General features: G+C 43.9%; 9 protein-coding genes. 6 read left to right on the top strand and 3 right to left on the bottom strand.

The genetic code is table 11. The features are described 5' to 3' along the window. Positions 1 to 42: 42 nt before the first annotated feature. From QUA44_RS12655 to QUA44_RS12630, 6 genes are all read left to right on the top strand, one after another. On the top strand, positions 43 to 1,455 hold the full coding sequence (locus QUA44_RS12655) for an ABC transporter ATP-binding protein (RefSeq protein ID WP_333251625.1): 1,413 nt from the start codon (positions 43 to 45) through the stop codon (positions 1,453 to 1,455). 15 nt (positions 1,456 to 1,470) lie between these two features. Next, positions 1,471 to 2,970: a methyltransferase gene (locus tag QUA44_RS12650; RefSeq protein WP_333251626.1), complete on the top strand. Its 1,500-nt coding sequence runs from the start codon at positions 1,471 to 1,473 to the stop codon at positions 2,968 to 2,970. Between the two features lie 48 nt (positions 2,971 to 3,018). Further along, positions 3,019 to 8,412, top strand: a complete 5,394-nt coding sequence (locus tag QUA44_RS12645; RefSeq protein WP_333251627.1) for a glycosyltransferase — start codon at positions 3,019 to 3,021, stop codon at positions 8,410 to 8,412. A gap of 225 nt (positions 8,413 to 8,637) precedes the next feature. Continuing rightward, on the top strand, positions 8,638 to 9,363 hold the full coding sequence (locus QUA44_RS12640) for a class I SAM-dependent methyltransferase (RefSeq protein WP_333251628.1): 726 nt from the start codon (positions 8,638 to 8,640) through the stop codon (positions 9,361 to 9,363). Between the two features lie 269 nt (positions 9,364 to 9,632). Next, positions 9,633 to 10,913, top strand: a complete 1,281-nt coding sequence (locus tag QUA44_RS12635; RefSeq protein ID WP_333251629.1) for a glycosyltransferase family 4 protein — start codon at positions 9,633 to 9,635, stop codon at positions 10,911 to 10,913. A gap of 705 nt (positions 10,914 to 11,618) precedes the next feature. After that, positions 11,619 to 12,254 carry a DUF1802 family protein gene (locus QUA44_RS12630; protein ID WP_333251630.1) on the top strand — a complete coding sequence of 212 codons (636 nt, stop codon included), beginning with the start codon at positions 11,619 to 11,621 and terminating at the stop codon, positions 12,252 to 12,254. On the opposite strand, the gene QUA44_RS12625 is transcribed toward QUA44_RS12630, so the two are convergent. From QUA44_RS12625 to QUA44_RS12615, 3 genes are read right to left on the bottom strand one after another with little or no spacing between them, the layout of a single operon-like run. Further along, positions 12,241 to 12,891, bottom strand: a complete 651-nt coding sequence (locus QUA44_RS12625; RefSeq protein ID WP_333251631.1) for an ABC transporter permease — start codon at positions 12,889 to 12,891, stop codon at positions 12,241 to 12,243. The genes QUA44_RS12630 and QUA44_RS12625 overlap by 14 nt on opposite strands. 33 nt (positions 12,892 to 12,924) lie before the next feature. Further along, a complete protein-coding gene (locus tag QUA44_RS12620; RefSeq protein WP_333251632.1) occupies positions 12,925 to 13,386 on the bottom strand; it encodes a DUF29 domain-containing protein in 462 nt (153 codons plus the stop codon). Between the two features lie 52 nt (positions 13,387 to 13,438). Next, positions 13,439 to 14,194 carry an ATP-binding cassette domain-containing protein gene (locus tag QUA44_RS12615; protein WP_333251633.1) on the bottom strand — a complete coding sequence of 252 codons (756 nt, stop codon included), beginning with the start codon at positions 14,192 to 14,194 and terminating at the stop codon, positions 13,439 to 13,441. Positions 14,195 to 14,249 lie beyond the last annotated feature (55 nt).

Here is a 14,249-nt window from a genome sequence, read left to right as displayed (position 1 = left end):
AAAATCTAAAATCTAAAATCTAAAATCGATTGACTGCCGCCAATGACAGAAAATGTAATTTCACTAAAAAATGTTTCCAAATGCTTTAAGCGGTACGATCGTCCAGGAGACCGCTTAAAGGAAATTATTTACCCCGGCAAAAAACTTGCTGACGAATTTTGGGCCCTACACGACATCAATCTGGAAATTCCTCAAGGACAAACTCTGGGAATCGTCGGTCGCAACGGTTCGGGGAAAAGCACTCTCCTGCAAATAATTGTAGGGACGCTAACGCCTACCGCAGGAAGCGTGGATGTTAAAGGGCGAGTCTCCGCTTTGTTGGAACTCGGAAGCGGGTTTAACCCGGAATTTACCGGGCGACAAAATGTGTTTTTTAACGCTCAGTTACTGGGATTCAATCAAAAAGAAACTGAAGAAAAATTTGACGATATAGCTGCTTTTGCTGATATTGGCGATTTCATCGAACAGCCAGTCAAAACTTACTCTAGCGGTATGTTTGTCAGGCTAGCTTTTGCCGTTGCGACTAGCGTTGAGCCAGATATTTTGGTGGTTGACGAGGCGCTTTCGGTGGGCGACGAAGCTTTTCAACGCAAGTGTTTTGCCCGCTTGCAAAGCATTCAGGAAGGTGGCGGAACAATTTTATTTGTTTCTCACGCTGCTACTTCTGTGGTGCAACTTTGTACGTCGGCGATTTTAATGGATAGCGGTGAATTGCTGCTCGCTCACACGCCGAAAGTGGTAATTTCTAAGTATCAAAAGCTGATTTATGCCGATCCGGATCAGGTTTTGGGGTTGAAGTCAGATATTCGAGCTCTGAACCAACTGACAAAACAGGAAAGTCAAGACCACATTCAGGATGCTAATTTAGAAAGCACAAAGAGGGAAGTTAAACCGGAGCAACATCTCTCCAAACCCCAGGAATATTACGATGAATTTTACGATCCGGGGATGATACCGTCGAATACGGTAAGGTATCCGTCTCGCGGAGCAGAAATTATCAACCCCCACATCGAGACGCTGAAGGGAAATGTGGTAAATCACTTGCTCGGCCGTCAAGATTATATTTATACTTACTCTGTCACTTTCTCCCGGTCAACTTCCAAAGTTAGGTTTGGAATGTTGATTAAAACAATTAGCGGTTTTGAGTTGGCGGGTGCTTCTTTGAAGGCTTCTACTCAGTCAGTTAGGTATGTGGAAGCGGGAACGACAATTGTAGTGAAGTTTCATTTTAAATGTTTGCTGAATCCGGGTGTTTATTTTCTGAATGCTGGGGTTGTGGGAACGGTAGATGGAGATTTAACTTATCTGGATCGCTGCGTTGATGTGGCGATGTTTAGAGTTCAGTCTTGTACTGAGTCCTGCGGTAACGGCATCGTTGACTTGCTGATCGAACCGTGTTTAACTGTTGTTAATGCTGATTCTCTAGTGAAAGAGCAGTCAACAGAGGTTATCTAAAATTCTGTAAAAACAATGAGCGATATCAATTTAGATTTAGTCGAAAATCCCGTAATCAAAGCATTTATTCAAGATCAAGCTAAGTTCCCCGAAAATTTTAAACTGAATATCTGCGAAGACGATGAAATGTATTTGTTCAGCTTGAACAACGTCAAAGACGATCGCGATCGAGCTTTGGTGCGCTATTATTCGATCGGGCGTCGCATCTTGGATACGGTTAAACAAGTTGTGGACTGGCATTTTGGCAGTTTTGAAAAGGTACCCTCTTTTCTGGATTTTGCCTGCGGTTACGGTCGATTTACCAGGTTTTTGATTCAGGAAATACCGCCCGAACAAATTTGGGTTTCTGATATTTATGCTAACGCGGTTAAGTTTCAAACTGAATACTTGGGCGTCAACGGTATTGTCTCAACTGGAAAACCAGAAAAATATTTAATTGACCGCAAGTTTGACTGCATTCTGGCTAATTCTTTTTTCAGCCATATGCCGGAAAGAACTTTTACAAGTTGGTTGCAAAATTTGTACGATTTGTTGACTCCTAACGGCATTTTGATGTTCAGCGTTCACGATGAGTGTTTGCGCCTAGCCAATATAGAAATGCCAGCTAATGGTATTTTGTTTAGTCCTCAAAGCGAAAGCCAGTCTTTAGATAAGGAGGAATACGGCACAACTTATGTAACTGAAAAGTTTGTGAGAGAATGTGTCGCGCGAGTTAGCGGAGGCAAAGCTTTTGTTCACCGCATCAAAAAAGGCATATGCAGGTTTCAGGATTTGTATGTTGTAACAAATGAGTTAGTTAGAGATTTTTCGGAGTTGAAATTCCATCATCACCCGGAAGGATATATTGATGTTGCTGCTTTTACGAATAAGGAGAATTTGTATCTAGAAGGATGGGTAGCTGATGTGAATTTAGACGGTCGAGTTGAGGAGCTGCAAGTGCTGGTAAACGGCGAGGTTGTACAGAGGTGCGAGCCTTTTTACGATCGCCCGGATGTGGCTGGATATTTTGAAACTGATGGGGCTTTGCAGTCGGGTTGGAGGTGTTATTTACTAAAAAATACCGTGGCGTTGGAGGATGTGTTAATAGTCAAAGCAATCAATAACTATGGTTTGGAATGGATTCTGGAAACTTGCACGGTTAAATCGCTGGTTAACCAAAGGCAATCGCAGTCTTTATTGGGGTCTACTCAGACAAAACTAAAATTACTCGAAACTCAGTTAGCTTCGGCTAAGATAGAATGGGAGCAAAGCCAAAGTAAGTTAATGATTACTCAAACGAAGTTGGAAGAAACTCAAACTGAATTAGTTTTAGCTCAAACGCAGTTGGAGAAAACTCAAAATCACTTATTATCGGTGCAAATGCAGTTGGAGAAAACAGAAAATCAGCTAATTAATCTCAATCAAGAACTAGAGCAAGCGAAGTGTCGAGTTTTAGCAATGGAAAGCAGCAAGTTCTGGAAGATCAGAAGCGCGTGGTTTCAAGTCAGGCGATCCCTGGGCTTAGCGGGAGAGTAGCGATAGCAAGTAATTTGGGTGTGGGAATTAGGGCAAGGGAGAGAAATTGTGAGTACAAATGACAGCAAACCGTCGGTTTTTATTGTTACTGGAATGCACCGTTCCGGTACGTCTTTAACGGCTTCTTTGTTTCAGAAAGTCGGGGTTGATATTGGCAAAAAGTTGGTGGGCCCGGCCGACGGAAATGTGAAAGGTCATTTCGAGAATGTTGATTTTGTGGAGTTTCACAAGAGTGTTTTACGATCGCACGGCATAGATGAACTCGGCTGTACGTTGGAAAAAACGATTCCGGTAGCAGCGGAATACGTGGAAATTGCGAAACGGGCGATCAACCAAAATCAACAAACTCAGAAGCATTGGGGCTGGAAAGACCCGCGAACCGCCTTGTTTTGGGATTTTTGGTTAAAATTGCTCCCCGAAGCTAATTTTATCTGCGTTTATCGATCGCCCTGGGAAGTAGTCGATTCGCTGTACCGCCGGGGAACCGATGTCAGCTTGCTGCAGCATCCCGAAATGGCAGTAAAAATGTGGCTGCACTACAACCAACAAGTATTAGAATTGTTTGAAAGTTTTCCCGATCGCTGTCTGCTGGCCAACGTTTACCCGATCGGCAACACTCCCGAATTTTTTATCGATCGAGTCAACGAAAAATTTAACGTTAACTTAAGTGCGATCGCAGCCGACAACTTTGAAGAATCTTTATTAGTCAACGATATTGTTAAAAGTCATAGACCGAGTTTAATAGAACAATATTTTCCCGAAGCATTAGAACTATATCAAGTTTTAGAAACCAAAGCCGGCAATCTCAGCAGCAAATCTAAATTGTCGAATGACCAAATTATTCATTTTCCAGTATCTCCTGTCGGGCCTTTTGAAGATTGGCTCAAAATCCGCTTGCTGGAAAAACAACAAAAAACCAGCAATTTAGAAGTCAAACAGTGGCAAGAACAATTTCAACAAGCTCAAGCAAAAGTGTTGGAATTGGAAACGAAGTTAGGAGAAACTCAAGTACAGCTTGATGGCAAAGAATCTCAATTTCAAAAAGCCCTAGCAAAACTGCTCGAATTAGAAACAGAATTAGGAGACACTCAGGTACAGCTTGACGGTCAAGAATCGCAATTTCAAGAAGCCTTAACAAAAGTCTTGAAATTAGAAACAGAATTAGGAGAAACTCAAGTACAGCTTGACGGCAAAGAATCTCAATTTCAAGAAGCCTTAGCAAAACTGCTCGAATTAGAAGCAGAATTAGGGGAAACTCAGGTACAGCTTGCCGGCAAAGAATCGCAATTTAAAATAGCCTTAACAAAAATCTTAGAATTAGAAGCAGAATTAGGAAAAACTCAGGTAAAGTTTGAAGAAAAAGAATTTAAATTAGATCAAAAATTAGCTGAATTATTGAGCTTGGAAACAGTCCAGAGTCAAACTCAGCAATATTTGGAACAATCGCGGCAGGAAAATGCCAAAATCCAGGCTGAACTTTCTGCAATCAAGTCTTCTGACTGGTGGAAACTTAGAGAAAAATGGTGGGAATTTAAGCACAAAATCCGCGATTTGTTCCCAAGATTTGTTTTTTCTTTAGACCAACCAACTACTTGGCAAGTTAGCGATTCCCACCTGTTAATTGTGGGCTGGGTTTTTAACACAAAAAAAAATATTAAAGCCGTCCGCGCCCGAATTGAAAATAAGAGTTTTGCCGCTGTTTACGGTCGGGAAAAAAGCGACATAGCTTGCTGGTATTCTAATATTGAGTCGGCAAAAAAATCGGGTTTTACAATTGAATTGCAAGCCCCCGCCGGACGGCATGAGGTGTTGTTGGAAGCGCAAGACGAGGGAGGAAAATGGCATTTTTTGGCAGCTTATCCGCTGTTAGTTTCAACGATTCAAGCGTCGTTAGATGTACCGGTGGTGTGGGAACAGCGTCAGGGTCAAGTTTTGTTTGCGGGTTGGTGTTGCCACCACGATCGCAAAATTGCTAAATTAAGTCTTTTGTGCGGCGATACTTCTGTAGAATGCGCCTACGGTTTGCGCCGAAAAGATGTCGGCGAAGTGTTTCCTGACTGGGTTAACAGTTCGGAAAGCGGCTTTGAGGCGCTTGTCAATTTGCCTCCGGGTGAATGGCACGTTTCTCTGCAAGCCGAGTTAGAAAACGGGGAAATTTTGTATTTTCAAGCACCGAAAATATTGACTGTGCGGCGCTACGATATTTGGCAGCGAAGTGCTGATAAATTTGAGGAGTTTTCGAGTTTTGTAGAGGCAATTCGGCAGCGGGCGAGGGAGAGAAAACAGCGTCTCGGCAGAATTGTGCCGATGCCTTGGGAAATTGTGAAGGTGATGCGTCAGTTTGGGAAGATTTACAAGCAGCAAAAACAGTTTACTGCGCCGGGAGATTTGCTGCCGCCTGCGGGTTTTGTGATTGCTTCACCGATTGATAGGTATGATGCTTGGCTGCAGGTGAATCAGTGGAACGATCGCGCGCGCGATTACCTGATTTCTCGGCTAAAATCCTGTGGGGAAGCGCTGCCAAAAATCTCGGTGGTAATGCCAGTTTACAATCCGCAGATAGATTTTCTCGAAAGTGCGATCGACAGCGTAATCAATCAAGTTTATCAAAACTGGGAACTCTGCATCGCCGACGATCGCAGTACCGACGCTAGGGTTGCTGAAACTTTGAAAAATTGGGCCGCAAAGGACGATCGTATCCGCATCACATTTCGCACAGAAAACGGCAACATCAGCGCCGCCACCAACAGCGCCGCCGCCCTCGCCACAGGCGACATCATCCTGTTTTTAGACAACGACGACGAACTAACTCCCGACGCATTAGGCGAAGTCGCCTTACATTTTGCCGCGCATCCAACCACCGACTTTCTCTACTCAGACGACGACAAAATCGACACCAAAGGTCGCAGATTCGCCCCGCAATTCAAACCAGAATGGTCGCCGGAACTGCTGCTTTCCTATATGTATCTCGGTCATTTGTGCGCCGTCAAAAAAGAAATCTTTGAACAAATAGGCGGCTTGCGGCTCGGTTTTGAAGGCTCGCAAGATTACGATTTTGCCTTAAGAGCAACCGAAATTTCTCGCCGCGTCGCCCACCTGCCTTTAGTGCTTTATCACTGGCGAACCGCACCAGGTTCTACAGCCGTATCTGGCGCCGCGAAACCATCCAGTTTTTCCGCAGGTCAACAAGCCATTCAAGACGCACTAAACCGCAGAAAAATTAAGGGAACTGTCGCTCAGCACGCCTGGGCAATCAAAGAAAATTTGGGCATATTTGCCCAAGATTTCCCTGATGATGGCCCGTCAGTAACTTTGATTATTCCTACTAAAAATCAAGTTAAACTGCTGAAAGCCTGTATCGATTCTCTCGAAATTACAACATACAAAAATTATCAAATTGCTGTCATTGACAACGAAAGCGACGATCCAAAAACCCTGGAATATTTAAATCAGTTAACTTGTCAAGTTTTACGAATCAAAAATCCTGGAGGAAAGTTTAGTTTTGCGGCAATTAACAACCGCGCTGTCGAACAAGTTGACAGCGAATACGTGTTGTTTTTGAACAACGATACTGAAGTAATTACCCCGCGATGGCTGAGTCAAATGGTCGGATACGCTCAAATTCCTGCTGTGGGTGCAGTCGGTGCGAGGCTGTTATATCCCGACGGCAGAATTCAACACGCGGGCATAATTCACGGCCTCCATCACGGTTTAGCGGGTCACGCTTTTAAGCTGATGAACAGCGACAATCGAGGTTATCTTTCTCAAGCGATGGTAACGCGAAATTACTCGGCGGTAACAGCCGCTTGCACGATTACTCCGCGTCAATTGTTCTTAGAATTGGGAGGCTTTGATGAGGAGAATTTTGCTGTTGCTTACAATGATGCAGATTATGGATACCGATTGTTAGAACTCGGTTATCGGTGCGTTTACTGTCCCGATGCGGAGTTGTTGCACAAGGAGGGAACTTCTAGAGGTTTTACTGACAATCCTCAAGAAGTTGCAGCTTTTAGGCGCAAGTATGCGAGGAAAAATGATGGTTTTTACAGTCCTCATTTGTCTTTGGAAGATGAGTATTTTCATATTCAACCCCGACGGGTTTTTATGAAGGAAGAAGGTTCGGCAACGGATTATGTAACGGATGTAACGGATGTAACGGATGGCGGATTGGCAGCGGATTTTGTAGCGGATTTAACGGATTTAACGGATGTCACTGATGGAAGGGACAAGGGAGAGTTACAATTTGCTGATGCTGGTTTGTTGGTAGGAGAAGCAGAGAATCTGATTCATCCTATCAAAGTTTTGATGTGCAGCAATTCGCTGGATTTTACGGGCGCGCCGCTGCATCAGTACGAAATTGCGGTGAAATTGGCGGCTGAGGGTGCGATTTTGCCGATCGTACTTTGCACCACAGACGGGCCCCTGCGTCAAGCTTACGAACAACAGGGAATTGAAGTCATTGTGCGCGACAATCCCCTCGAACACATCTATCAGCGCGATGCTTACGATGAAGCTATCCGCAGTTTTAGCAAGGAAATTGAAAGTTTAAAAGTAGATGCAGTTTATGCCAATACTTTAGAAAACTTCTTTGTAGTTGATGCGGCCCAAGAAATCGGAATTCCGACGGTGTGGAACGTGCACGAAAGCGAACCGTGGCAAACTTATTTTAATAGGTTTGGTTCGGAGATTGCGGCGAGAGCTTTGGAATGTTTTCGCTTTCCTTACAAGGTAATTTTTGTGGCGGATGCGACGCGGGACAGATATTTACCTCTCAACAGCCACTACAATTTTACAGTGATTCATAACGGCTTAGATTTGAGCAAACTGGAAAATTTGGATAATTCAGAATTTGCTAGAAAAAGTTTAGGTGTTGCAGCCGAAGATGTGGTAATTTTGTTGCTGGGGACAGTGTGCGAACGCAAAGGCCAGCAGGATTTAGTTAAAGCACTTTCGCTTTTACCTGAAAAATGGCACAATAAAATCAGGTGTTTCATTGTGGGCGATCGACCGAGTATTTACAGCAGTAAATTAGCTGATATGGTGGGCGAATTGCCGGAAGAGTTGCGGCAAAGGGTGACAGTAGTTCCAGAAACTGGGGAAGCGGGAAAATATTATAAAGCGGCGGATATTTTTGTTTGCACTTCTAGGATAGAAAGTTTTCCGAGAGTGATTTTGGAGGCGATGGCCTGCGATTTACCAATTATTACATCGCCGGTTTTTGGGATTAAGGAACAAGTCAGACCGGGAATTAACGGTTTGTTTTATACACCCGATCGCCCGGACGAATTAGTTGCAGCTTTGATGAGTTTATTGGAGGATAAATCATTGCGGCAGCAGTTAGCGGGAAATGCTAAATATGTCTTGGATTCACTCAATACTTTTGAGGAAATGACTCAAGCTTATGCAGAGATTTTCTGCGAAGCATATTTCAGCAGTGATTAGTCATGGGGCATGGGGCATTGGGCATTGATAATTGGTAATATCAAATCCGGCTGTACCGGAATTATTAAACCGCAGAGAACACAGAGGACACAGAGGGAGAGAATGGAGAGATGAATCATTCCAATGAAGACCGGATTTGATATAATTGGTAGCACAGGGAATGAGAAATGAAGACTTGCGGAACATATTGAAAATCCAGACATCTATACTATAAAACAATCAAAAATGAATGATGAAAAAATGACCGATCGCCCAAGAGTAGATTATGAAACCGCATGGGATAGTTACGCCCAACAGTGGCAAAAAACTAATGCCGAACTTGCCCATATTGGCGACGAATGGATAGGTAAAGCTGCAGGTGCCGCCAACTCCTTAACCGAATACGAAGCGCTGATCGAACAGCAATTTATTGCACCGTACATCAAAAAAGAACATCGGGTTTTAGAAATTGGTATCGGTGGCGGAAAAACTGGTTCCCTGCTGCTGAAATATTGCGATCGCCTAATTTGCGCCGACATTTCCAGTCAAATGCTGCAAGCCGCCCGATCGCGCTTGGGAGACGATCGCGTTTCCTACGTCAAACTCGACGGTTTAACATTAGACGGCATCACCCCCGGTGCAGCCGATGTCTGCTTTTGCTACGATACAATGGTACACGTAGAACCCGTAGACATATTCAACTACCTAACACGCATTCCCAAACTGCTGCGGGGCGATCGTCTTTGCGTCTTTCACCACGGCAATATTCTCAGCGATTTAGGTTGGGAAAAATTCGCCAGCGAGTGGGATAAAAACTTATTGGGACGCAGAGATGGCACTGCATTCTCAGTAATGACTGATACAATTATGGAAAAATTTCTCAACCATTTAAACTATGAAATCATCCTGAAAAACACCGAATCTGTCCCGCGAGATTGCGTCTGGATCTGCAAAGCGCCAGTCAGTAGTTAGGAGTCAATAGTCATTAGTCATTAGTCATTAGTTAGGAGTCAGTTGGTAGGGGCGGTGCCCCCGTGCGGGCCCTCTTGGTAGTCATCAGTTAGGAGTCATCAGTCATTAGTTAGTTGTTATTGGTAAGAGTTAACGAATCACCAACAGACAACATTCAACAGTCAACAGTCAACAGTCAACAGACAACAGTCAACAGTTAACAGTCAACAGTTAACAGCCAACAGCCAACAGTCAACAGTCAACAGTCAACAGTCAACAGACAACAGTCAATGAAAGCATTATTTCTTCACCCAAACTTCCCCGCCCAGTACCGCCACATAATCACGGCTTTAGGCGCAGATCCCAAAAATCAGATTGTTTTCGGCACTAAAAACGAGCGTCCCGAATGGAACATTCCCGGCGTTCGCAAAGCAGCATTTACCCCCAGCCGCGAACCCAACCCGCAGACTCACCAATACGTCCGCCCTTTAGAAAGTGCAGTCATCTACGGACAAGCTGTATTTAGAATGGCAGAACAACTCAAAGCAGACGGTTTTGTACCCGATATTATTTGCGGACATTCCGGTTGGGGGCCGACACTGTTTGTCAAAGAAGCTTTTCCAAATACGCCGCTTTTGTGTTATTTCGAGTGGTTTTATCACTCTATTGGTTCCGACGCAGATTTTGATCCGGCGGAACCTTTAACAGTTGACGACATGGCGAGAATTAGAATCAAAAATGCGCCGATTTTGATCGATTTATACTCTTGCGATTGGGGTTTGTCGCCTACATACTGGCAGCGATCGCAATTTCCCCCAGAATTGCAGCAAAAATTGTCCGTACTCCACGACGGCGTAGATACAGATTACTTCAAACCCGATCCAGGCGCTAAACTAATTTTACCCAACTTAGATTTGTCCGGCGTTGATGAAATTGTTACCTATGTATCGCGGGGAATGGAACCTTATCGGGGCTTTCCAGAGTTCATTGAGTCGATCGCCTACGTGCAAGAACGCCGCCCCAACTGTCACGTAGTTGTTGTTGGTTCAGACAGAGTTTGTTACGGCCGTTCGTTACCAAATGGCGAGTCTTACAAAGACCATATGCTCAAAAAAGTGCCGCTAGATATGTCGCGAGTTCACTTTGTTGGGCCGCTACCTTACGGACTGTATTTAAAAGTAATTCAAGCATCGGACGTACACGTTTATTTAACCAGACCTTTCGTGCTATCTTGGTCGATGATTGAATCTTTATCGGCAGGATGTTTAGTAATCGGTTCCGACACCGGGCCCGTGAGAGAAGTTATCCGCGACGGAGAGAACGGTTTAATCGTCGATTACTTCTCGCCGAAACAAGTAGCCGATCGCATTGACGAAGTTTTAGACCATCCTACCCGCATGGCAGAAATTCGCGTCAAAGCCCGTCAAACCGCTCTAGAACGCTACAGTTTAACTAAAATGCTGCCGCAGCAATTACAATTGATCGAGCAAGTAGCAAATCGTTCCATGCCACCTACAGTTGGTATGGAACCAGAACGGGAATTAGCAGCATCTTTTGCAGTGAGAATTTAGCAATAAAGTTAGTCAGGACTACGCGCTGCATAATAGCGGGATGATTTTGATTTTTTTTGTGGGATGGGCGTCCCGCCCGTCCGGCTTATTTTCGGGCCTTCCATAATGGAAGGCAGTCCGTTAATCATTTCTAGGCTAGTCGCAAACTAGCTTCCAGAGCAATAGACCTCTTGCAAAAAAAATCTATGTTATACCAATTTCCTAAAGTTCGGCTACAGATATAGCCTCTAAAATGAACGGATATCCCGTCAAAGAAGCAATGACTTCATTTGTTAACTTTTCTAATTCTTTTTGCACCGCATCTCTCAACTATTCTATATTATCAAATCTAACCATTTCAATTGTTCTTTTATACAGCAGATTCCATGTATATATGATACACTGTATTGAGTAGATTAGCGAAAAAAATGAAAGCTTATTCGATTGAGTTTCGTGAGAAAATAGTTAAAATACAGCGGATTCCAGGCTCATGAACTACAGTAGCAGCAGCTTGTAAACCAGTTTTTAAAGTGCTTAATATTGACTAAATCAAGCGCAGTAGCAAGTATTACATCAACCATCTTGGTAGTGGTTGGTGAAAACTGACGTAAAAAAGCTGGTAGTCCTGCATAGTCAGGACGACGCCAATTTTAACAGAAAAAAGTGGCTGTACTTGCTTGAAAGTACCGATTTTTGTTACTATTGTTAAAACCCAACTAAATTTTTATGAAATCAACTACTAGGGCGCTGAAAGAATGGAATGTAGCAGTTAATGCTTTGGAACAAGGTCAAACGATTGTGCTGTTGCGGAAGGGGGGAATTCGCGAGCAAGCCGGACAGTTTAATGTTGGTGACAAACAGGTTTTGCTGTATCCAACTTTTGAACACCAACAGCCGGATTTATTAAAACCGGAGTTTGCAGATCAAGTAAAAACTGTCGAATCTGGCTGGCATCCTGAAGTTATTAGAATTGGCAGTTGGGCGGAGATTACCGATGTTTTTTTGGTAGCTTGGGAACCAGCCATTACTGCGCTGTTTCCTTATCATATTTGGAATGAAGAATTTGTTAGCGATCGCCTGAAATGGAAACAAACTCAGCCAATTTATATTTTATTGCTGCGGACTTATCGCCTTGCAGAAAGCCGCGAAATTCCCTACATTCCTGAATACGGCGGTTGCCGTTCTTGGATCGATTTGGCAGATGCTATTTCGCTGGAGGGAAGCCAAGCTGTTTTGAGCGATCGAGAGTACCTTGAACGCTCAAATGAAATCCGCAATCTGATAGCAAATCCTGCGAATGCTTCTGGTTCGCAGAGAGTGACAACGCTGACGGAAGGTAGCCAGGATTTTAGTCCTCATTAATAGTTTTTAAGGTACTTTTCGAGAGGCGCGCTTCTACAAAACCCAATCCAAAATCCGCAGCTAAGGCCATTAAAGCCGCCGGAATTGCCCCAGCCAAAAGTAACTGATTGTTGACGGTAGCAACGCCGCGAAAAATAAACACCCCCAAGCCACCCGCGCCAATTGCAGCGGCGATTGTAGCGAGTCCGATCGCAATTACTGCTGCAACTCGCACGCCCGCCAGAATTACGCTCAGTGCCAGGGGAATTTCCACTTGCCATAACAGTTGTATATCAGTCATTCCCATGCCTCTTCCGGCTTCCGTAATCGCTGGATCGATGCCGACAATACCAGTATAAGTATTGCGGATAATTGGCAGTAAAGAATACAGAGTGAGGGCGATGATTGCAGTGCGATCACCTATTCCACCCACTACTGGCACCGGGATTAGCAAGCCAAACAAAGCTAAACTGGGAATTGTTTGCATAATATTAGCAAATCCCAAAATTGGCTTTTTCAATTTGGGTTTTCTGGTGACTAAAATTCCTAGGGGCATCCCCACAATAATAGCGATAAAAATTGCAACAGTTACTAAATATAAGTGTTCACTGGCGCGCTGAATTATCTCAGCGCCATAGCGGTTGATAAAATTGATCATTGGGTAATTGGTTATTACTGATTGCTGTCAATCTTATAAATCATTTTCCATTTCAGGACTTGGTTCACCAGGATAGAAGCGAGAATCCAGAATTTCCTCTAAGCTGTAAAGGCAATTTTGAGGAAATGTTTTGAGAGGTAAATCGGTTTCTCCTACTGCCAAATCTCTACCGTTTTGATAAGCTTCTTGGAAAGCTTCTTGCAAGTAAGGTTTCAGACTTGGGTTATCTTGTATCAGTCTCTGAGTGTCCCGCCGCTGCACTCGAATTGTAGACAGCCAGCTACGACTCCGCTGCTGGGGCTGATATTGCCACTTCAGCAAATGTCCCAGCAAAATGCTCAAACGATTTCTAATTTCTTGACGTTCCTGTTTGCCCAAAGATTCAATCTCCTCAATTAAATTTGGCAAGTCAAGTTGACTCCACTGACACTTGCGAAGTAACTTGGCTTGTTCTTGCGTCCAAGCATAGAAGTCTGTCTCGTAAAGACTGTGCATCGTTTGATTATCAGCTTAGTTACTAAAACTATATTATCAAATTTTTGCTAAATTATTCAAATTTAGCTACTTGCAAACATTCAAGAAATGCGCGAGCTTCTGGATGCTGAGATTTTAAAAAATCATCCGGCGAACCCAATTCAACCAATCGTCCATCCTGCATTAAACCAATTTTAGAAGCTAACAAAAAAGCTTCTTGAATGCCGTGAGTTACAAAAATCACAGTTTTACCCAGTTGCTGCTGCAATTGACCGAATTCTCGCTGCAATTCCAGACGAGTAATGGGGTCTAAAGCACCAAACGGTTCGTCCATTAACAATATCGGAGGGTCAGCCGCCAGTGCTCTAGCGACGCCTACCCGCTGCCGCTGTCCGCCGGATAACTGATGGGGATAGCGTTTGGCGAAATGCTGGGGGTCGAGGTTGACTAATTCTAACAGTTGCCGGACGCGAGATTGAATACGATCGCCCTCCCAACCTTCCAATTTCGGCACTAAACCGACGTTTTGCTCGACGGTAAAATGGGGAAATAAACCGATTTCTTGAATCACATAGCCAATTTTTCTGCGTAGTTGAATTGGGTTCCACTGAGTTGTTGGTTTTCCCATGACAAGAACTTCGCCGCTGCTTGGCGTCAGTAAATTGTTAATCAATTTCATGGTAGTAGTTTTGCCACTACCGCTGCGTCCCAGCAATACTAAAACTTCTCCTTGCAGCACTTTGAAATTGAGTTTGTCTACTAAATGCCTGCGGTTGAGACGATATGTAACGTCGAGGCATTCGACAGCAACTTCATTATTGAGAGGCATGATTAGCTCCGGTGATTTGGGTTTTCAGGAATTTTAGGACTTACAGACAAGGGGC

This window comes from Microcoleus sp. N9_A2, from assembly GCF_036701775.1.
Taxonomy (GTDB): Bacteria; Cyanobacteriota; Cyanobacteriia; order Cyanobacteriales; family Microcoleaceae; genus Microcoleus.
The sequence above is the reverse complement of the archived record's forward strand: the minus strand, read 5'-3'. Positions and strand labels throughout refer to the sequence as shown.

Excerpts from the sequence above, each read along its gene's own strand:
- QUA44_RS12635 (WP_333251629.1), top strand. The coding sequence starts at position 9,633 with ATGAAAGCATTATTTCTTCACCCAAACTTCCCCGCCCAGTACCGCCAC.
- QUA44_RS12655 (WP_333251625.1), top strand. The coding sequence starts at position 43 with ATGACAGAAAATGTAATTTCACTAAAAAATGTTTCCAAATGCTTTAAG.
- QUA44_RS12620 (WP_333251632.1), bottom strand. The coding sequence starts at position 13,386 with ATGCACAGTCTTTACGAGACAGACTTCTATGCTTGGACGCAAGAACAA.
- QUA44_RS12650 (WP_333251626.1), top strand. The coding sequence starts at position 1,471 with ATGAGCGATATCAATTTAGATTTAGTCGAAAATCCCGTAATCAAAGCA.
- QUA44_RS12640 (WP_333251628.1), top strand. The coding sequence starts at position 8,638 with ATGAATGATGAAAAAATGACCGATCGCCCAAGAGTAGATTATGAAACC.
- QUA44_RS12630 (WP_333251630.1), top strand. The coding sequence starts at position 11,619 with ATGAAATCAACTACTAGGGCGCTGAAAGAATGGAATGTAGCAGTTAAT.
- QUA44_RS12625 (WP_333251631.1), bottom strand. The coding sequence starts at position 12,891 with ATGATCAATTTTATCAACCGCTATGGCGCTGAGATAATTCAGCGCGCC.
- QUA44_RS12615 (WP_333251633.1), bottom strand. The coding sequence starts at position 14,194 with ATGCCTCTCAATAATGAAGTTGCTGTCGAATGCCTCGACGTTACATAT.